Annotated in this window: 13 protein-coding genes; 9 read left to right on the forward strand and 4 right to left on the reverse strand. The window is 48.0% G+C overall.

Going from position 1 to position 20,621, the window contains the following annotated elements; genetic code table 11:
• Nucleotides 1-529 precede the first annotated feature (529 nt).
• Nucleotides 530-1,870 carry an MATE family efflux transporter gene (locus tag ACO6UX_RS24140; protein WP_422450882.1) on the forward strand — a complete coding sequence of 447 codons (1,341 nt, stop codon included), beginning with the start codon at nucleotides 530-532 and terminating at the stop codon, nucleotides 1,868-1,870.
• 32 nt (nucleotides 1,871-1,902) lie between these two features.
• A complete protein-coding gene (tusA, locus tag ACO6UX_RS24145) occupies nucleotides 1,903-2,181 on the forward strand; it encodes a sulfurtransferase TusA (protein ID WP_422450883.1) in 279 nt (92 codons plus the stop codon).
• A gap of 44 nt (nucleotides 2,182-2,225) precedes the next feature.
• On the opposite strand, the gene ACO6UX_RS24150 is transcribed toward tusA, so the two are convergent.
• The gene (locus ACO6UX_RS24150; RefSeq protein ID WP_422450885.1) at nucleotides 2,226-3,383 is read right to left on the reverse strand and encodes a hypothetical protein; all 1,158 of its coding nucleotides are present in this window, start codon (nucleotides 3,381-3,383) and stop codon (nucleotides 2,226-2,228) included.
• 299 nt (nucleotides 3,384-3,682) lie between these two features.
• Nucleotides 3,683-6,967, reverse strand: coding sequence for a hypothetical protein (locus ACO6UX_RS24155; protein ID WP_422450886.1), 3,285 nt, complete (start codon nucleotides 6,965-6,967; stop codon nucleotides 3,683-3,685).
• Between the two features lie 217 nt (nucleotides 6,968-7,184).
• On the opposite strand from ACO6UX_RS24155, the gene ACO6UX_RS24160 reads away from it, so the two are divergent.
• Nucleotides 7,185-8,126 (forward strand): hypothetical protein, encoded by a 942-nt coding sequence (locus ACO6UX_RS24160; RefSeq protein WP_422450888.1) that lies wholly within the window; start codon nucleotides 7,185-7,187, stop codon nucleotides 8,124-8,126.
• A 67-nt stretch (nucleotides 8,127-8,193) separates the two neighbouring features.
• On the opposite strand, the gene ovoA is transcribed toward ACO6UX_RS24160, so the two are convergent.
• The gene (gene ovoA / locus ACO6UX_RS24165) at nucleotides 8,194-10,368 is read right to left on the reverse strand and encodes a 5-histidylcysteine sulfoxide synthase (RefSeq protein ID WP_422450889.1); all 2,175 of its coding nucleotides are present in this window, start codon (nucleotides 10,366-10,368) and stop codon (nucleotides 8,194-8,196) included.
• A gap of 765 nt (nucleotides 10,369-11,133) precedes the next feature.
• Here ovoA and ACO6UX_RS24170 point away from each other — a divergent pair.
• The 6 genes from ACO6UX_RS24170 (at nucleotide 11,134) to ACO6UX_RS24195 (ending at nucleotide 15,081) form a co-directional block, all read left to right on the forward strand.
• Nucleotides 11,134-11,460 (forward strand): phage portal protein family protein, encoded by a 327-nt coding sequence (locus ACO6UX_RS24170; RefSeq protein ID WP_422450890.1) that lies wholly within the window; start codon nucleotides 11,134-11,136, stop codon nucleotides 11,458-11,460.
• A gap of 78 nt (nucleotides 11,461-11,538) precedes the next feature.
• A complete protein-coding gene (locus ACO6UX_RS24175; protein WP_422450891.1) occupies nucleotides 11,539-12,171 on the forward strand; it encodes a hypothetical protein in 633 nt (210 codons plus the stop codon).
• Between the two features lie 1,242 nt (nucleotides 12,172-13,413).
• The gene (locus ACO6UX_RS24180; protein WP_422451121.1) at nucleotides 13,414-13,536 is read left to right on the forward strand and encodes a phytochelatin synthase family protein; all 123 of its coding nucleotides are present in this window, start codon (nucleotides 13,414-13,416) and stop codon (nucleotides 13,534-13,536) included.
• Nucleotides 13,537-13,844: 308 nt separating this feature from the next.
• The gene (locus tag ACO6UX_RS24185; RefSeq protein WP_422450892.1) at nucleotides 13,845-14,006 is read left to right on the forward strand and encodes a hypothetical protein; all 162 of its coding nucleotides are present in this window, start codon (nucleotides 13,845-13,847) and stop codon (nucleotides 14,004-14,006) included.
• On the forward strand, nucleotides 13,997-14,626 hold the full coding sequence (locus ACO6UX_RS24190; RefSeq protein WP_422450894.1) for a glutathione S-transferase N-terminal domain-containing protein: 630 nt from the start codon (nucleotides 13,997-13,999) through the stop codon (nucleotides 14,624-14,626). The genes ACO6UX_RS24185 and ACO6UX_RS24190 overlap by 10 nt, the downstream gene beginning before the upstream one ends.
• Before the next feature lie 38 nt (nucleotides 14,627-14,664).
• Nucleotides 14,665-15,081, forward strand: coding sequence for a ClpXP protease specificity-enhancing factor (locus tag ACO6UX_RS24195; RefSeq protein WP_422450896.1), 417 nt, complete (start codon nucleotides 14,665-14,667; stop codon nucleotides 15,079-15,081).
• Nucleotides 15,082-15,119: 38 nt separating this feature from the next.
• On the opposite strand, the gene ACO6UX_RS24200 is transcribed toward ACO6UX_RS24195, so the two are convergent.
• Entirely contained in the window at nucleotides 15,120-20,567 is a 5,448-nt protein-coding gene (locus ACO6UX_RS24200) for a hypothetical protein (RefSeq protein ID WP_422450898.1), read from the reverse strand.
• Between the last annotated feature and the right edge of the window lie 54 nt (nucleotides 20,568-20,621).

Below are 20,621 nucleotides of genomic sequence, written 5' to 3' on the forward strand. Positions count from 1 at the left end.
AACAGGCTCACGATGTAATTTTGATGGCACCCCATCGTTGATGCGAATATTGTGACTGCTTTTGTTCGGATCCCAGGTGGTGCAGATAGAGACGCAGGTATACTTATTTCTTTTCATGCCTTCCAGACGCATGCCTGTGGGGCTGCACTTGGGCAATGGAACCATTTGCCTGACACTCCTTCCTTCCCGGGTGTTTCCGGTTGCTGCCTGTTGTCGGCAGGGAGACACTGTTTCCTGTCGGTGGTTATGTTCTGCTGAGGCCGGTGGACTGGTTTGAGAAGGGATATCTGGCAAACGCTTTGGCCAAAACGGCAGACAATGTGAAAAAAGACTTTTCAGGTTCATGAATTGATTCTTGCAGTTGCAAATTACTTAACAGTTAGACAGCTTTAGAATGAAAAAGTTCTTATTCTTACTGCTATAGGAGAAAATGGTGTAAGTGATGAACGTGAATGATTACTTATTTCTGTTCATAAAGACGCTCTATAAAATACTCCCTTGTGATTAAGGCGCAGAAGGAGTTGACCCCTTGCTATCGGCTTCGGCAACTTATCGGCGGGTGTGGCATTTTGCCTGGCCTGCCATTATTTCCAATATTTCGGTACCGCTGCTGGGGCTGGTGGATGCGGCTGTTCTTGGTCATCTCTCTGCACCGGAATATCTGGGTGGTGTTGCCGTTGCGGCAACCCTGTTCAGCATGCTTTTCTGGGCTTTCGGTTTTCTGAGAATGGGGACCACCGGGCTGGTTGCCCAGGCAAAGGGCCGCAATGACCGTTATGCCCTGAGAAAGTGGCTGTTACAGTCGGTGGTTTTTGCGGTTCTCACAGGCTTGCTGCTGATTCTCTGCTCCCCGTTGATTTTACAATTGGCGTTGCCTTTATTTGCAGCCAGTGATGTGGTGGCTAGGCAGGCTGAAATCTACTTTCAGATCCGGATATTTTCAGCACCAGCCGTATTGGTTAACTATGCGTTGATTGGTTGGCTGATAGGAATGCAAATGCCGAAGGGGCCGTTGTTTATCCTGGTTGTGGGTAATGCCGTCAATATTGTGCTGGACCTGTTGCTGGTCCTTGGTCTGGGCTGGGCAACCCAGGGTGCCGCGTTGGCAACGGTGATTGCTGATTATCTGGCGCTGGCTCTTGGGTTGTTGCTGGTGAGGCAAATTCTGGCCGGTGATGATGGCCGGTTCAGTGCTGACATGGTGTTTGATATGGCTGCGTTTCGTCGGCTGATCATGCTCAATCGCCACCTGTTTGTCCGTACATTGTGTCTGTTATCAGTACAGGCATTTTTTACCGCCCGGGGCGCTCGCCTGGGGGATGAAGTGCTTGCTGCCAATGCGCTGTTGCTGAATCTGATGGTGCTGATTTCCAATGGCCTGGATGGATTCGCGCACGCAGCTGAAGCCCTGACCGGTGAGTCCATTGGCAAAGGTGATCGCCGACAGTTTCATCAGGTAGTGCGGGTAACCGGCTGGTGTTCCCTGATCTGTGGCGGGCTGTTCTGTCTGTTGCTTGGCCTTGGGGGGAAGGCTTTGCTGGGTTGGTTGACCAATATCCCGGAGGTTGCAGAACAAGCGTCTGTTTACCTGCCCTGGCTGGTAGCCATGCCGCTGATTGCCGTTTGGTGTTTCTGGTTGGATGGCGTCTTTATTGGCGCGGTCAGAACCGATATGATGCAGAGCACGATGCTGATCGCCACGGTTCTGGTGTTTCTCCCGGTCTGGTTCCTGTTTCGTGATATGGGAAATCAGGGCCTGTGGCTTGCTTACACGGTTTTTATGGCCGCCCGGGGCCTGGGACTGATCTGGGTGTATCGCCATTTTAGTAACAACGATGTCTGGTTTGCAGCCCGACATGACCTTTTATGAGGAGCTGGTTTGAAAGACTGGTTTAACGTTTGATGTCAGACATGTTGCTTGAAGAGAACGCTGGCACTATTGAAGTGCAGCATGAGCTGGATACCTGTGGCCTGTTCTGTCCGGAGCCGGTTATGCTGCTGCATAATAAAATCAGGGATATGGCTTCCGGTGAGGTGGTTCGGGTATTGGCGACTGACCCTTCCACGAAACGTGATATCCCCAAGTTCTGTAATTTCCTGGAGCACCAGCTTCTTCAGCATCAAGAGACGGATGCTGTTTTTTCTTACTGGATCAGAAAGAAAAAGGTGGAACTGGTTTAAGTGCCCCTTGAAAATATCAAAGGGCACCACGGAATCGGATAGGCTTAAGCCATTGCCGTCAGATCTTCAGGCAATGGTGCCAGGCTATTAATCAGCGCGTCAGCAGCACTGCTGGCGGCGGATTTTGCGCCGCCTTGATAATGCTCTCTAACCATTGCATCACTGCGCTCCAGACCCATTGCAAGGGCAGTGCTGTCTGAGAGTGCTGGATTGTCTGCCTGCGCCTGTGTTTTCAGTGACAAAATCTGGGCAGCTTTCAAGTAAGACTTCAGGTGTTTCTCCGTGTGGTGCGTGATGATTGAAGCCAGCACCATTGCTTTTGTGGTCATCTCAGATACAGGGTGGGATAACGCCTGAATTAATTGCTCCATTTGGTCTTCTGGAACGTTGCCCTGTAAAGCGCGGGTCAGGTTTTCCTTATTGGTGAAATGCTGTTCTAAATCACTGGATTTATTCAGAAGTTCTTCTCTTGCCTGGCTGAAAATCTCAGGATTAGGGTATTTGAAATGAGCAGAAAAAGTGGCCAGGTCTCCAGCTGTTTCAAGCTTCAGCTTCATAATTTGTGCCTCGATACGGCCTATATCGCCACCTGATGTTATCTGATTCTTTAACAGCATCAGTGCATCTTTAACGCGTTGCTGCTTATCTTCCTGAAACCACGCTTCGATTTGCTGTTCTGCAAAGCCCTGCCGTTCAATGCCCATGCAATAAGAACCTGACTCGGACTTGATCTGATTATCTTCCCTTGAAATGGCTCCCAGATCTCTTTCCAGTGCTTCTAGTGTGGGTTCTTCACTTGTTGCACCTGATGGATCCTCAAGCAGAAGGACTTTTTTGAAAATATTATTTTGAATGTTACAAACTTGCTGAAGTTTTGAAATACCCTCAATACTGGCAAGATTACACTGGGCCAGAGCAAGAGCCGCGAAATTACGATTATCCTGCTCTATGCAGCGGTCACTGTCGTCAGCGTTATGAGAAGGGGCAATACCCCTGAAAAGATCAAAGATTGCATCTATCACGTAAAGGTTATCGCTTAACAGGCTCTCTGCCTTTTTTAATCGGTCTGAAAAAACATCCTGGAGTGTTTGAAGTTCCGGGTTTACGGCGGCTTTCTCAGTCTGGGTATTTTCTGTGGTACTGACAGGTGATTTCGCCCCTGTTAATGGAGTTGGTATGAGTTGCGCAGAAGATGAAATCATTGTTGGTTCTCCTCAAATATATGGCATTAATTGGTGCGAGAATTTCTATTTGATTGTTTGCATGCAGAACAATGCTGTGAGTATGACCAGTCAGACATTAATTAGTTCCGGCTGAGTTTTTGCAGGAAGAAGCCACTTCTCAGAGATGATGTACCATTGCTATATGCTGCAAGCACCGCAGCAGGGGTAACTTTTCGTCCCTGCAATGGCTTGTTGCCCCAAAAAGCATCCTCAAGACATTGGCCAATAAATACTGCGATTTGACCTGAAAATGATTATCAGGTTCCACTCATGGTGTGTCAGGGTGAGCTGAAGCTTATATATTGACTTGCAAAGACTGCGCATCCATCAGGAGAATCACTGATAAAGGCATTTTCTCGTTTAAACAGTAAACAATCCAGTACACTGTCTTCGGAGCGGCATTGTTCAAACCATGAGCCTAAAGCCTTACGCAGATTGCTGCCTTCAGGAAAATTCTTAAGGTATTCCAGTACCTGATCTTTATGGATCTGTCGTTCATTAACAGGCTGGCCGGTGATACAGCAGTGTGCCAGGAAGAAAAAATGGATTTGAGATTTCTGAAATGAGCACCTGAGGGTTTGGATGGATTGCCATACCTGTGCTGCCGACACTTTTTGATGGTCAATTGGTAGTTCAAGCTGCATAGCTATGAATTGCAGAATACATTGCAGGCGACGTTGCTCTTCTTTGACCGGTACGCTGTTTAAGATTTGCCAGGCCTGGTGAATGATCTCCTGAGCCTCTTTGATGGCATTGTACCGTTGAGATTGAACCAACCTTTGTATCAGGTATTCGGCTTGCTTTAACGAATAATTCCCGAGGGCTTTATTAAACGCTGATAATACTTTCTGGTTATCCAGATAGCTGCCATTCAATGCTCTTTCATTCAATGCCAGCAGAGCATAAAAAATAGCGCTTTCGAACAACCAGCCACCGCGTTGAAAGTCCTTGACCACCGCATCCGGTGTAACCGGCTGGCCAGCTAATGGAAGGCCTTTCAGGCAGCATTCCGCTTTGAAGCGCACTAACCCCAGTTTGCCTTCCGGATTATCCGGGAAAGCCGTAACGACCAGATCCGGTGTGAGCTGCTCGCCATTTAACGGCAGGCTCCTGAGACAGCAATCTGCTTTGAAGCGCGCTATGCCCAGTTTACCTTCCGGGCTATTCGGGAAACCCTGAACCACCTCATCCGGTGTGACCTGCCTGCCATTCAACGGCACGCCTCTCAGGCAGCATTCTGCTTTAAAGTGCGTTAACCCCAGTTTGCCTTCCGGGCTATCCGGGAACTTCTTGACCACCGCCTCCGGTGTAACCCGCCGACCACTTAACGCCAGACCCTTCAGGCAACATTCTGCGCTAAAGCGTGCTATCTCAAGTTTGCCTTCCGGGCTATCCGGGAAAGCCTTAACCACTGCCTCCGGGGAGACCAGCCGACCATTTAGCGTCAGCCCCTTCAGGCAACATTGCTCTTTAAAGCGCGCCAGCGCCATTGTTGCTCTGGCGGTCTGATAATCTTGAACTACCGCCTCCGGTGTGACTGGCAGGCCATTGAGCATCAGGCCCCTCAGGCAACATTCCGCTTTGAAGAATGCCAGCCCCAGTGTGCTTTTCGGACTATCGGGGAAATCCCTGGCCGCCTCATCCGGCGTGACCTGTCGGCCATTCAACAACAGGTTCTTCAGGCAGCATGTGGTTTTGAAGCGTGCTCTTGCCAATTTGCCTTCCTGAGTATCCGGGAAACCCTTAAGCACCAGGTCCGGAGTGACCTGTCGACCATTCAACTGCAGGCCTGCCAGACAACATTGTTCCTGAAAGCGCGCGAGCTCCAGGGTTGCTCTGGCTGCCTGATAATCCTTGACTACCGTTTCCGGCGTGACCGGCTGGCCATTCAACGAAAGGTTTTTCAGGCAACATTCCGCTTTGAAGCGAGCTATTCCCAGTTTGCCTTTCGGGCTATCAGGGTAAGCCCCGGCCACTTCATCCGGCGTGACCGGCAGGCCATTGAGCAACAGGCCCCTCAGACAACATTGTTTTTTGAAGAGCGCGAGCTCCAGTATTGCTTTAACTGCCTGATAATCATTGACTACCTCATCCGGCGTGATCGGCTGACCATTTAACGAAAGGCCCCTGAGGCAACATTCCGCTTTGAAGCGTGCGGGCTCCAATATTGCTCTGGTTGCACGATAATCCCTGGCTACCGTATCCGGTGTCACCTGCTGGCCATTCAATGGCAGCCCCTCCAGGCAACATTCCTCTTTGAAGCGCGCTATCCCCAGCCTGCCTTCCGGACTATCCGGGAAACCCTTGACCACCGCATCCGGTGAGATCTGCTGGCCATTCAACGCCAGGTTTTTCAGACAACAGTCTGCTTTGAAGCGCGCCAGCTCCAGTGTTGCCCCGACAGCCAGATATTCCCTGACCACCGTATCTGGTGGGACCTGCTGGTGGTTTAACGGAAGGCCTTTCAGGCAACATTCCGCTTTGAAGCGCGCCAGCTCCAGTGGAGCCCCCGCCGCCTGATAATCCATAACCACCTCATCCGGTGTCACCAGCTGGCCATTTAGCGGCAGTTTTTGCAGGCAACATTCCGCTTTGAAGCGGGCCAGCTCCAGTGGTGTACCGGCTGCCAGAAAATCCTTAACCACTGCATCCGGTGTGATCTGCTGGCCATTCAATGCCAGACCTTTAAGGCAGCAGTGTTGCTTAAAGTGCGCTAGTTCCAGTATTGCCCTGATCGCCTGAAAATCCTTAACCACCTCAGCTGGTGTGACCTGCTGGCCATTTAACGGAAGGTCCCTCAGGCAACATTCCCCCTTGAAGCGCGCCAGCTCCAGTTTTGCCCTGATTGCCTGATAATCCCTGGCCACCGCATCCGGTGTGACTTGCTGTCCGCACAACGGCAGGCCCCTCAGGCAACATTCTGCTTTGAAGCGCGCTATCCCGAGCCTGCCTTCCGGACTGTCCGGAAAAGCCTTGACCACCGAATCCGGCGTGACCTTCTGGCCGAACAATGCCAGGTCCTGCAGACAGCAATGTTGCCTGAAGCGTGCCAGCTCCAATGCTGCCCCGATTGCCCGAAAATTCTGAACCACCGTTTCCGGTGTTACCCGCTGACCATTCAACAGCAGGCCGTTCAGGCAACATTCCGATTTGAAGCGTGCTATCGCTAGTTTGTACTTATGATTTCGACCTGGCTTGCGGTTGAATTCCCGAATGACCTGGTCCGGGGTGACTTTTTTATCATCATAAAGAATGTTCTTTAAGCAGAGTTTTAGCAGGAAGAAACCACCTCTAAGCGATGTGGTGTCTCTTCCATAGGCTGTGAGCACATCAGCCGGGGTGATTTGGCGTCCTTGTAATGTTTTTTTTTCCCAGAAGGCATCTTCAGTACATTTGCCATGATCCGGGGGGGGAGCTGTGCCTCTACTGTAAGATGGATGGTTTTCAACTTTTTTACCGTTAAAGGCCCTTCCGGGGTGGTCACTAAACCGGCTTGAGCCAACAGGTCGGTTATAAAGGCCCGCAGGTTTTGGGTGGGATCTGGTTGATGCTGTGGCTGGCAAAATAAACCCTTCACAACAAGACAATAAATACCATCATTGGACTTCAAAATAGCGGTTAGGTTCCGTTTACGGTGTATCAGGGCAAGCCGGAAACATGGGACAAGACCCGTTCCTGATTGCATGGCAATCATCTTGCGTAACCAGAAATTTTCGGAAGTGGAACTTTTTTCTGGGCCCGGGCTCAAAACAACCCGGAATAAAAGACAAAGGTTGACTTATGCATCAAGCCGCTGATGTTTCGCTCCAGCTAAAATCATTTATTCTTAATCCTCAAATAGAGGATTCAGATATTCCATTTGCTTTTTTCGGTTTCAGGAAGGTGCATGTGCAGGAAGTACGTAACCAACCGGATACCTGTCATTTGGCGGCACTTCCTGACAAAGCACTGGAACTCATTGCCCGGCAGTTGAGTTTTTCTGATTTCGTCAATTTCAGTGCGACGCATACACGCCATGTGTCGTGCCTCCGGTCAGATTCCCTGATTAAAGAAATTTTTGACCGCGATACATCCATGACATTGCTGCTTGTGGAAAGGGCGAACAACAAAGCGAAATGTTACCTGGGCTGCCAGCGATGGAATGATCAGCGGCTCACACCGGAGGCAGTGATCGAGGCTTTTCCGGATTGTCCACAAAGCAAGATGGGGATACTGCACTTCAAGGCAAAATGCTGCCTGAGAGGCACGCTGTTGGATGGTCGGCCGGTCACCCCGGAAGCAGTGGTTGAGGCTTTTCCGGACACTCCGGAAGGCCATCTGGCGCTGGCCCTCTTTAAAGTGGACTGTCGCAAGATGGAGTTGTCGCTGTATGGCCAGCCGGTCACCCGGGAAATGGTGGTGGAGGCTTTCCCGGATACTCCGGAAGGCCAGCTGGAGCTGGTGCACTACAAAGTAAAATGCTGCCTGAGAGAGGAGTCGCTTTATGGCCAGCCGGTCACCCCGGAAGAAGTGGTTGAGGCTTTCCCGAATACTCCGAAAGGCAAGGTGAGGAGAGCGGGCTTCATAGAGGGATGTTGCCTGAGGGGCCTGCCGTTGTATGGCGAGCCGGTGACACCGGATGCGGTGGTCAAGGCTTACACGGATTGTCCGGATGGCAAGATTATGATAGCGCGCTTCAAAGGGGAATGTTACCTGCATGGCCTGACGTTGAAGGCGGTTTGAGCAAGTTTGTAGTAGCGGTAGTGAGCAAACTTACACAACCGGCCTTCAAGTGAGGCGCGGGGCCGGATTACAGCGTTTTATGCCGCCACACTGTGCACTGGGCAACCGAATGCTGATATTTCCGGGCTGTTTCCCTGATCACAAACGGGAGATCGAGGGGGGGGCGTACCTCTTCAAAATGTTTGCTCAACGCTCTTTGCAGTCCGGTATAGGTGTCCAGGGCTTCACCATTTTCACGGATGCCTCCAAGCCAGTTCTGCCGGGGCGTATACTCTTCCAGCCAGGTATAGGGCGAAGTGATCACGAGGATGCCGCCGGGGCGTATGCGCTCATGGATCATGTCCAGAAATTGCGCGGGGTTATTCAGGCGATCAATCAGGTTACCGGCAAAAACAAGATCATAGTCGTTAAACATGGGTTTCAGGTTGCAGGCATCCCCCTGGGTAAAGCGGATACGGCTGGTATCGATATCATCCAGCCCCATCTCCGTGGTATCGGCAATAAAGTAATCACCCAGTTCGCCTTCTGTGGTCAGGTGGTAGCGTATTTTCCCCCGCTCCTGCAACTCGGCCGCCGCAGAAATGAATCGGGCAGAGAAGTCGATGCCGTCCACATGTTGAAACCAGCGGGCCAGTTCAAAGCTGGTGCGTCCCACTGAACAGCCCAGGTCCAGTGCCCGTGTTCGGGGTGTCTCGCCACTGACTTCATGGCAGAGGCGGGCACAGGCTTTGGGGTAGTTGGGTACATCAAAGTAAGACTCCCCAAAATGGAACGACAGATATTGGGCAACCAGGGCATCGCTCTCATAAGGGTTGCTGGAGGTATTGGTCATGGCACTGGACTCTACGTAACGGAAACCGGCATGCTGGAAGAAGTGGCGGCGAAAGGCGTAGCGGGATTCTTTAATAGCGTAGTTGCCGGTTGATATCCAGCAACCTCCTTTAATCAGGTTGTGTCGTCCATCAAAGGTCGGGGTTGAGAAATCATCGTAGCAGGGGTGGACACGGAAGCCTTCATAACCGTCAATGGGGGTGGTGGTCCATTGCCAGACATTCCCGATAATGTCATATAGTTCTCCGGTTCTGAAGTGGTCAACCGGGCAAGATGAAGACCAGTATTCGAGATTGATATTTCCGGGGGCTTTATCCCACCAGGGCTGGTCAGTACTGATGGTCTCCCTTAGGTGGTACCATTCGGCTTCACTGGGCAGCTGAATCTGTTTGCCGGTCACTTCTGACTTCCAGCGACAAAAGGCCTGGGCTTCATGACAGTTGACGTCTACCGGCCAGTTCCAGGGCATATCGATCTCTGCCAGCATGGTGCGGTAGCGATAACTGTCCCCATCGGGGATCCAGAATTCGGGGTGGCGCACTTTACCATCCGTGTTGCTGAACGTGTTCCAGGCCCAGCCTTCATCCGTCCACCAGCGTTCATTGTCATAACCACCGGCATCAATAAAGGCTTTAAACTCCTGATTGCTCACCAGGTATTCGCTGGCTTTGAAGGGGGCCACCTCAACCTCGCAGCGGCCATATTCATTGTCCCAGCCGTAGAGCGAAGCATCGTAATCTTTACCCAGGCGAAGTGATCCTCCGGGCATCTCAATCAGGCGGTTGTCCGGTGCTGACCCTGTGTCTGGACAGTGTTGCCAGTAACTGTGTGGCTTGACGCAGGCGATTGGCAGCTGGCGAATCAGTACTGATGAGGTTTCCAGGTGAATGCGTTCATGTTCAATGCCCATCAGAATGATCCAGGCCTGACTCTCCCAGTTGATGGGTATCTCCAGTGGCATGTTCCGGATAAAACCGGAAACCAGTGCCCTGACTTTACTGCGGTAGTCGCGGACCTGTTGCACGGTTGGCCATTGGTAATTGTTGTCGTCCAGATCATCCCAGGACATTTCATCCACACCAATGGCAACGGTGGACTCAATATAAGGGTCAACTCGTTCCGAGATCAGTTTTGCGGTTATCAGTTTGTTCACAAAAAAAGCGGCAGTGTGCCCGTAATAGAAAATCAACGGGTGACGAAGGGGTATTGCCTTTTTGTACCAGGCTTCCTGGCAGGCCAGGGTTGCAAACAGCAGCTCATATTGATCAAACGTCTGGTGGAAATAATTTAATAACTCCTGTCGTTTGTTCTCAGGGCTGCCGTCATTTAGAACTATAGTTCGTGTTATTTTTTTTGGATGATCGTCCGGGGTGACACTGTGGTCTATTTGACTCGCAGTATTCTCAGCCACGTTTCCTCTCCTGAATGTTGGTGTGTGGGGCGTTGAGCAATCAGTTAGCCGTCAGCAGAACCAGCACTAAACAGTATGGTGTGCTTCATTAAAGAGAAACAGCATATCCATGACTTATTGCTGTTAAACGATAGTGTACGGAGCAAATGAAATAGGTGATCATACTTCCTGATTTGTCTTGCTACTCCCTTCAGGCTCCCGGTACATGGTTTCAATGAGTTTGACGTGCACAATCTTCGTTCACGCTGAGCGGAGTCGAAGGGTGCTTGGCACGATCTATCAGAGTCCGAAGTTTTCGCCCTTCTTGCCGGTGTGGATAGTTTGCCTATACAAGATGCTGTCATTGCACAAGATGCCTGATGATAAATTGTGGGAGTATTGCTGCCTAGGAGCCTGTCCGAGAATAGCGCCCGTAGCGAGGATGGCAGAAAATTGAGGATAAAAAGTCGGAAATTTTTAGTGAATAGTGGTTCTATTTGCTAAAAATTTCCGACTTTTTAGACTAATTTGCTGCCACCGCAGTAGGGTAGTCTATTCTCGGACAGGCTCCTAGCAATCATCCAGATTTTATGTGGACAATGTTGTGGATAAGCCGTTAGGTGATCAGGGAGAGCATCAGGTCAGACAGCTTTACTGATATCGACTGTTTTTTGACCACTCTCGCAGCAGCTAACCCAGTCAGAAAAGGTGCTCTATATTCTTGCACAACAACTTTCCGAGGCTGCGTAACAAGTTGCCCGAAAATTTTTCCAATATCAAACAATTTTGGACAAGCTTTTTCTCTACCTCACTCCCGGGCAGGCTCAAGACCCCATTGAGCGAGAGAAAGCACTGCAGGCACTGGATCCCATACAAAGCGACAGCGGTGTAGTGATTCCCGATAACGTCATTATTGAGTTGATCGAAGCGGCCAGATCGGGCACCGCTGACTATGATGCCCTTCGCCAGCGAATGGACAAGGCCATCAGCAAAGTGATCCTGAGCCAGACCATGACCACGGATGATGGCAGCAGCCGCAGTCAGGCAGAAGTACATCAGGAGGTTCAGGAAGCAGTTATCAATTGGTTAGTTATTCTATTCGAAAGCATATGATTTAGTGCTTATGTATGAGGAACTATTCCTAGCATACCCTGTCCTATAAATCGAATATTTAATTTAAAGCGGTAAATTATGAATGTATCTAATTTAAGTAACGCTTCAAGCTTACCGCCTGCCTATGAAGCTGTTATGGCAGAGACATTAGGTCCAGAGGTTAGCCGATTTATTGAATCCAAAGGTGGATATGCCACGGAATTACAGAGCAAAAATTTGCTCGATTATTTGATCAAGGCACATAATGCTCGGCACAGTCAAAACTACTGCTTATCTCGCGGATCAGTGACTCAAGAGACTTCTTCTGGCAGTGTATCAGTTGCAGAGAAGACGCGACAGAAAATACAACAGAAATATCCAGATATGGATAGCAAAATTGCTGAAATTTCAAGTTGTATATCCCATGGTAGGGACGTGTTGAAAGAGGTTACACGAAGAAACTTGATCTTTTTGCGTAATCTTGTTGAAACATATGTTCAGCAGGAGTTAATTAACGTAAACAACAAATGTGACCGTTTTAAGGATCTTGATCCGTACGCTTCTAACGCATGTCTGAATGTTGATGATTATCGAGCAGCGGATAACCCAAAGAATGCAAAAGAACTATTAATGGATGATTTAGATATTCCTTCTTTTCGTTGCGGGGATAATCAGGCTAAAGCGAGAATAGAAGCCTTATTCAAAGCAGCTCTTGGTATCGAACTATCATAATTGGCCGCTTTTATCCTCCTTATCATTCACGAAGCTTGTTTTAAATGGCTGTGACCTGACTTAATCGCCGGGTCAACAATTTCAGTTATTCGAGTGCTGAAGCCGTTTTAATATTTACTTTTTGTCATAGTAAGCTGGGGCCAAGTCTTTCATTGTGCGGATATCTTTACTTATCACTAAAACGTCAATTGTTGTCCATAATGAAGGACCTGACCCTGATTTTTGACACTGGTTTTTTTTGATCTGTTCAAATTAACCAAGATAATCATAGATTACTCGACACTGTTATTAGCCCCTCACTTTTCATCAGCCAACCTGCGAAAGCCCCCATTATTAATTACCAAAAGCCGAAGCCCGGTAAACCCAGAGAGGTTGAGCCGCCAGAAGTCAGCCTGTAGGCACCGGACGCTACTTCCGAGGTTGATCTACCACTAACGATTTCAGAGATAGCATAAGTAGTGGGGTGAATGGAGCAAACATTACCGATGCTTGGCGATGGAGGAGAAGAGTACAGTCCTGGCTGTGACTGAACTGGTGCTGTGCGGATGGAACCAGTTCCCGAGTAAGGCGGAGGTGGTTCTGACAGGAACCGAACAGACTCTGTAGGGTTGCAACCAATTCCCGGGTAATGCGGAGGTTCAGCCGATAGTGGTTCCTGTTTATGTTGCTGCCCAACTGCAAGAGGGGCCAGTTCGGTGGAGGTGGTGATTTCTCGATCACGAAGCTTAATGTAATCGCAGTCATCGGAGCAGCAATTTACACAAAGACACACGGAGAAAGAAAAGCAAACGCCAACAGACAGGCCGCCGAAGACACCAATGACAGTGCTGGCAATTGTGCCTGCAGTATTATAGCCTACAACACCACCAATAGCAGCACCTCCACCGGCAGCCAACGGTGTAGTGATGCCACACGCAAAGCGATCTTGTTTAATTCGCTCACAATTAAGGGTGTAGTCACATAACCGGTGAGCCTCAGGTTCTGTTGTCACCGTAAAAGACCTAGCATGAGAGACATTCATATACCTTATTATCCTCAGATTATTTGTTACTTACGATCCATAATTTTTATTAGCAATAATTTTGGCTGCGGGCAGACAAAATATCTGACTTAATTATTCCCAAAAAGTTTCTTATGAATTACCACACTAAAAGATAATTTCCTGTGGCGAAAGATCAGGTTGTTTTTCTCGGAATTCTGAACAGAAGTTAATTGAAGCTTTGAAAAAAAACTGACCAATACATCATTATCAATTATGCCCGTGAGGTTTTCGGTCAGGAGCCCGGTGGCCATATCTCTCCTGCAGGTGCTTATCACAAACCATCGGATTCTTTTCTGGTCATTGATGTAGCCCCGGCAAAGTAAGTAGCTAACCATATGAAATCATATATTTCTGACTCCTTGTTCAGGCACTCTGCTTCGTTACAACTCCGGTCACATAGCTACGGCTATGCTCCCTCCGTTGTGCCTCGCATAGCACCTGCCCAAGTAGCCAGAAATATATGATTCCATATGGCCAGCTACTTATAATTGGGTATGGGTTTCCAGTGATCTATTATTTCAGGCAATGGCAGCCAGGGATGGCAATGTCCATCGCGGTTATGTGCTTGTCAGTGACACTCTGCCAAAATAACAACAGGAATAAAGTAAGTATTTGCGTTGCTGGGACTATTATGGCAGGTACAAAGTTTGCTATGATAGTGCGTTATTTCGCGGGCGGCTGTTTTACCCGTTATGCGGTAGCCTGTGGTCATTCTCCGGCTATTGTCATGGCCGGGATTGTTGCCGAACTCTCTCATCCTTTGCATGAAGGCGGGGGTACTTCATGGCTGTAGTTGCCAAAAAGTCATCCATGATTTTTTTCTCGGATCCAGCTGACCATTACTGTCACCGGGTTCGTATTGTGCTGGCAGAAAAGGGCGTTGCGGTTGACGTTCAGAATGTAAATCCGGAAAACCTTCCTCGGGAGCTTTCCGATCTGAACCCCTACAACAACGTTCCTACGCTGGTTGACCGGGAACTGGTTCTTTATGAACCAAACGTCATGATGGAATATCTGGACGAACGTTTCCCACATCCACCGCTGCTGCCGGTTTATCCAGTCAGCCGCGCCCAGAGCCGACTGATCATGCACCGCATTCAGAAAGACTGGTGTGTCCTGGTGGATACTATTCTGGATCCCAAAACCAAGGAGACACCTGCGGCCCGTGCTCGTAAAGAGTTGCGGGAGAGTCTGTTGGCGGTTGAGCCTGTTTTTGCTGAAATGCCGTTCTTCATGAGCGAAGAGTTTACCCTGGTGGACTGCTGTGTGGCACCGATTCTCTGGCGTCTGCCGTTGCTGGGTGTTGAGCTGCCGAAACAGGGTAAGTCTATTCTGGACTATGCTGAGCGTTTATTTGAGCGTGAGTCGTTCCAGGAAAGCCTTTCTGAAATCGAAAAGGAAATGCGTGAGTAACCTGGCTGGCGGCGTGAAGTGTTTGTCCGGAGGCTGTTATGACAATGACCAGTAGCCGTTCGTATATTGCCAGAGCACTGTATGAATGGATTCTTGATAATGATTGCACACCCTATATTCTGGTGGATGCCTATCGCCGTGGCGTTGAGGTGCCCCAGGAGTTCGTCAAGGATGGTCAGATCGTTCTGAACATCTCGCCAACCGCGGTACGGGCTCTGAATATTGGTAATGATTACATCATGTTTGACGGCCGTTTCGGTGGTCGCGCCCTGACGATTACCGTACCTGTTTCGGCATTGATGGCTATTTATGCCCAGGAGAATGGTCAGGGAATGGTCTTTGAGGCGGAACCCATTGAGGAAGAGGTGGAAGAGATTCAGGCAGAAGTGCCGGATGATGAGCCTCCTCAACCACCGAAAAAGCCGGGGCGTTCTCATTTAAAAGTGGTTAAGTAGCCCGTTTCTGATCCAAAGAGCCGCTATGCGGCTCTTTGTCATGATGCTCCGATTAGCCTTTGTACAAAATTTCTCTGTTGCGGCCTAAGCAGGCGACCTTTGAAATTTTCCATCGCCTGGGCAAGCGTTTCCATTTTGTTGCGGATTTCAGTGATGGAATTTTCGGGCAGGGTTTCTTCCGGGGCTGCATTAAGACTTTTCGCACCAGATGGCCTGTTTTTCGAGGCGTCATAGCCGGTGGCTGGCAAACCGGGCTGACCTGAAATTGATTTCCTGGCCATTACTTCCTTGATAAGCGCCAGCAGTTGCCTTCGGCAGTTAAGGAGCTCTATCAGATTTTCACTGGCTGTTTTTATATTGGATACAAAGCAGGTAATACGATCCTGTGCCTGGATAATCAGTTCAAGGTCACATTTGATCAGTGATAAATCCTGTGTTTCCTGATCACTGTCGAAGGTGAATAGTTGCAGTACATCGATGATCTCTTTTTGTAGCGTAAACGCATCTTGCAGTATTTGTTGATGTGTTGAGAATAATGTTGCCAGTTCAAAGACTTTATCACTGAGATTCCGTATCGGCTGTTTTTGTACAGTGATTTTTGTATTTTTATCGATTTTTGACCGCTCTTTTTGTCTGGCCAGATCGGCTTCCACTTTTTTCAGATAGTCAGTGGAGCACACTAAAATACCCCGGCTTCTCTGCATACCCTGAAGTACGACATCAAAAAATTGCTTAATCAGTATCTCGGATCGTAACGACTTTATCTGAACAATCAATAGTGAGTCGTCCGGCGGGTTATTAAGCATCTCCAATACAAGGGTATTGGCCTGTGATAGCTGACCACTCCCAAAATGTCGCCATGCCATGTTCAGTGAATCCTGTGAGCCAATTTCGATGTCCAGAGAAGCGATGTCTTCATCAACGTGATCACTACTGGCACTGCAGGGTGGTTGATGATTTTCCCCTGAGGTGGATTCTTCGCTGTCAGATTCATCGGGTTCCACAGTGTTTTGGTTCTTTTGTCCTGAGGCTATTGTTGACAGTTTGCGATTGATAATGGATTCTAATTTTTTCTGTTCCCTGGCATTATTTTCCTGCTCTTCTTTGATTAAAATATTCCAATACTTTTCTGCTTTGGCATTTTTAATCTCCAGCTCCTGACTGGTCATTTTTTTGAGTCTTTCTAATTGGGGTGACCAGATGGACTGGTAAAAATTGATTTGCTCGGTTGAATTAAATTTTTTCAATATTTTTTCAACATTTTGGTAGAGAATCAGTTGATCCTCTTGATCATAACTATCGTCTTGTTTTGCAGTTAAGTACTGAATTTTCAGCAATATTGTATCAATAAGAGGGTTAAACTGTGTGATGAATTCATAGTCTCTCAAGTCCAGTGTAATGATCAGCTCCAGTGTCTCCAGCAGATTGCTTTCATCGTGGCAATGGGCTATCCACTGTTTGATCAGAGCTTGTATGGGGGCGACATTTCTATCGCTTATAAAGTTTGCAACAAGGCGCTTACAGGAAACCAATATCAATACCATGTTTTTTAAGAATTGTTCTGATATATCGGCGTGCTGTAATGGGTCCAGCAATTCGATGAAGTTGGCTACCAGTTTTTCCAGCTTATGATGTTCTTTGACGGTAATGTATTCTGTTGACTCTTTGGTAAGCAGGGTATTGTGAAATTCTACTAATTTCTGCGTCACCTCCTGTTCAAACAGTAGCTCTTCTTTAATATGAGCCAGTGCAGCAAAACCGAACAGCGTGTTGTAGGTTAACATGGCTTCTTGCATTTTGGTTTTTTCCAGAAAATTGTTTTTTGCCCTGTTTTTGGAGGCGTTTTCGAGTTCGCGGGTAATGATGGGGATATCCCGGGTGGCCAGTTCAATGCTCTGGTCAAGTAACAGAATGGCCCGGACATAAATATTGGTAGCGTTTCTTGCTTTTCTGGGATTGGCATCCTGATATAACTTAATAAAGTCAGCTGACAAAGTGTCAACACGTTGTTTCAGGGTTCGAACAATCTCTACCGCTTTTCTGGTTTGTTTTTTTGCTTCCAGTTTCTCGCTGATTTTGTACTTTGCCTGCAATACCGGGTCTGGACACTGGGTTTTATTACCACTGGCAGAGCTGGCCAGTCTGTATTCCTTACTGTTTCTGGCGACGAGAGAGGTTGTGTCTGTCGTATCGGGTTTTTGCCTGGCATTGTGGGTCGGGAGTTCCTGAATGGGGCTGCCATGATCAAACAGGAATTTTGTCTGGTGATCCATTAACGACTTAAACGTCTCAAAAGACTCAGGCAGTGTATGCCCCATCAGTGTGGCTGTTTTGCTGTAGGCGTAGGTAAACCAGCTGTGAGTCCATAGTGTTTCGGTAGCTCGTTGAGCCTTGATGGCATAGAGCAATGTTTTCAGGCTGGCAGTCTCAAGGCGGTATCGGATAAGATCAAAATGAGGCATCCAGCTATGGAGAAAAGGCGCTTCTGTCTGCAGGTTGCACTGCGGATCAATACGGGAAATCAGGCGAATGGTCATATAAATAGCCGATAGTCCCGCCGCCTCTTCATAATGACTGATATCAGCCCCGTTATCAGTGGCCATTATGTAGGCAATGGCTGATTTTAAAAAGAACGTCAGGGACCGTGGAGTGTCACCTCGGTGGAGGGATATATGGCCCTTGAATGCACAGTTCAGCATTGCCGAGCGTATTGTGGTGATGTCGGTTTTAGCTGATTCAGGGGAATCACTGATTAACTGTGTCGGGGTTAATAAGCTATTGATCTCTTCATTTACCGGAAAATGCAGATCAATCTCTTGCCAGTCAGCGGCAGAAAAATTCTTTTTTTCTATATAATGCCCAGCATTGTGAATATGTTGGGGAATAATGGTCCTGTAATCAGGGTAGATCTCGTCGAACTCGGCAGGAAGAGTGAAGCGCAGCTTATGATATGTCTGGTTGCAGAAAGTCGGGTAGAGTGGCTGCATGGCAAGATTGAATGCTTCAGGAGATCCGGTCCGGGCCGCCAGAATCGCCAGTACAACGGGGGCTTGTATGTGCCATGCACGGTTGACGGTATGCAGGTCCCTGAGTATTTCAGTCATGAATATCGGGTTGTTCGCGTCACAGTGATGAATGATCTTATGCAGTGCCAGAAACAGTATGGATTCTATGTGATTTAACCGCTTTCCTGTTTCCAGTGCTAACAGTGTCGTATCCGAAAAGGCTCTCATGTCAACGGTTATCGGATTCGTCTGGTCGGGTTCCTGAATAACCTTTAACACCTCATCAAATAAACTGTCGCCCAGGTTGTCCAGTTTTTTCTTACTCAGGCTATTACTGGTTTTCGGGTTGGATATTATGGTTAACACGATCTGAATTTTTTTCTTGATGCGTTCCTCCCGGTCTGACGCTGTGGTCTCTGCCGGATTCGCTGGTTCGGCTGCTGTTTCTTTTGATGGCGTTTCTATTTCTGCAACACTGCTTACTGGTCTTTCCGGGGGTAGGCTTTCGGTTTGCTGTTCGACAACATCTAAGCTTGGGTGTATAGAGCCCAATGTCTCTTCAGTGATAGCTTGCTGATGAGCCGGTGGTTGACTGGCGTGATGTGGTGGCTGTTTACACTCAGTTTCTTTAACCCGGAAAGGCATAATAAGATAATGTTCAGCCAGCATATAGGGTCTGAAAACGTTAATCAGCCCTGGCGATGGTGAGGCTGAATAATAATGGTCTCCTCCGGAGTGAGCAATAAATAATAAACTGGTTATTCTTGCATCATTCGCGTCGCTATTAAACAGTGCTGGCTGTTTAGCCCTTAGTGTTTTAATCAGATTTGGCGTTAATTGATTGGCTTCATGAATACTGTGCTTATGTTTCTCAATATTTTGTTTTTTGGGATTGACTTTCAGTAAGATAATGGTTGTCCCGGTGACAATAGCCATTATGTGCAATAGAGAACTCCATCCGTAGTGGGCGGTATCATTGGGATTAGCTGCCGGATCGGCAATGAGTCGGCTCTTCAGCAGGTCATGGATGGATTTGCCCGGCTCCGGAAGGATCAGAGTATTCAGTTCCTCGTACTCAGGGGCGCTCAATCCGGCGTTGAGTGCAAAGCCTATCCAGCAGTGGATTATATGCCTTACCATGTCAGGACGGATAACAACCTGCTCATGCGCAGTATTGTGGAGCGAGGTGCCCAGCAGAACATTATAGGTTTTCAGGAAGTTGGTTGCTGCTGCTCTGTTTTTATTCAGTCCACTGGCCAGGGACGCGTAAAAACAATTGCCATCTTTTGCCGTATTTTCCAGATCAAAATCATTTCTCAGTAAAATCATCAGTTCATTGAATGAGTAGGCCGTTTCATGCCTGCATTTATCGGAAGAAAGAATATTGATCAACGCCCTTTTTTCCTGGGATCTGGAATGTTTTAGCTGATAGGGTGAATCAAAAAAGCTGTGATATAGCTGATCAGCAGAGTAGATGTTCCTGATTAAAGTAATTGCTTCAACAAACCCACTATTCAGTGCCTTAAAGGGTTCTGACTTATGTAAACCCGGATTTTTTGGGTGATAGTAAAGGGTGAAAACGTGCTTCTCTATTTTTGAAAGAGTTATTGCGCTATTGAGTATGACTCTCAGTCTTTGATTGTCTTCTGTCGTTGTGATTAAATTGTCATGAAGTTTTGTCAACGACAAAAGGTCGAGAGCCAGATAACCCATTGTCGACAAAACAGGAATAGTACCTTTGTACTCTGTGCTTATATGGGTGGGGATTTTGATGACATAATCATCCCGGGTGAGGTCCAGTTGTTTCATCCATGTGGTTTTAACCGAGCATTCAATTTTGATCCAGGGTTTTCCGGTATGAAACAGGGTTAACTGCCCTGATAAAGGTGATAGCTCAGCATTATACGGTTGGTTACCAACAAGACGGAGGTTCGGGCTACAGTCTTTCCAGGGGAAATCTTCGCTAAACACAATTTGTTGCAGTCTTCGATTGAGTTGAATAAGCAGATTGTTGGTGGTTTTTTCATCATTCAACAGTATATCAATATCATTCACATTTTCATTGATACAAGTGTGTAGCAGGTCAATACCACAGGAACCAAAAATAACCAGTTGCTCCGGATGATCACAGTGAAAGTACATGATTTCCGTCAGCACTTCAAAGAAGATAGTCCGCTTGGTTGCTGCCAGAGAGGGTTGTGTTATTTTTGCCGCACTGGCTAACGGCAGGTCTTTTTGCGCGATTTCCGGGGGAGGGCTCGATGCTGCTCCATGCTCAGAAGTTGCTTGAACGGGTGAAGCAGGGTTTATTTCTTCGATTTTATAGCCGCTTAGCGGTTTTTCCAGCGAAGTATTTAACGGTGGCGTCTGATGATTTAATTGTGTCTCAACAGTATCGGTGCGAGCAGTACCGCTGGTGTTGACCCCGGTTAATAACGTTGCTGTTGACGCTGCATTATTTGACCCATTTGATACCTGCATTGTGAGACCTTGCCAACTTTACTTATTTAAAATACCTGAAAGGTCTAATCATAG

The sequence above is a fragment of the Endozoicomonas sp. ALB091 genome (assembly GCF_049310265.1).
GTDB lineage: Bacteria > Pseudomonadota > Gammaproteobacteria > Pseudomonadales > Endozoicomonadaceae > Endozoicomonas.

Coding starts and splice junctions, on each gene's coding strand:
- tusA (WP_422450883.1), top strand. CDS start 1,903: ATGTCAGACATGTTGCTTGAAGAGAACGCTGGCACTATTGAAGTGCAG.
- ACO6UX_RS24150 (WP_422450885.1), bottom strand. CDS start 3,383: ATGATTTCATCTTCTGCGCAACTCATACCAACTCCATTAACAGGGGCG.
- ACO6UX_RS24160 (WP_422450888.1), top strand. CDS start 7,185: ATGCATCAAGCCGCTGATGTTTCGCTCCAGCTAAAATCATTTATTCTT.
- ACO6UX_RS24175 (WP_422450891.1), top strand. CDS start 11,539: ATGAATGTATCTAATTTAAGTAACGCTTCAAGCTTACCGCCTGCCTAT.
- ACO6UX_RS24185 (WP_422450892.1), top strand. CDS start 13,845: ATGGCAGGTACAAAGTTTGCTATGATAGTGCGTTATTTCGCGGGCGGC.
- ACO6UX_RS24190 (WP_422450894.1), top strand. CDS start 13,997: ATGGCTGTAGTTGCCAAAAAGTCATCCATGATTTTTTTCTCGGATCCA.
- ACO6UX_RS24195 (WP_422450896.1), top strand. CDS start 14,665: ATGACAATGACCAGTAGCCGTTCGTATATTGCCAGAGCACTGTATGAA.
- ACO6UX_RS24200 (WP_422450898.1), bottom strand. CDS start 20,567: ATGCAGGTATCAAATGGGTCAAATAATGCAGCGTCAACAGCAACGTTA.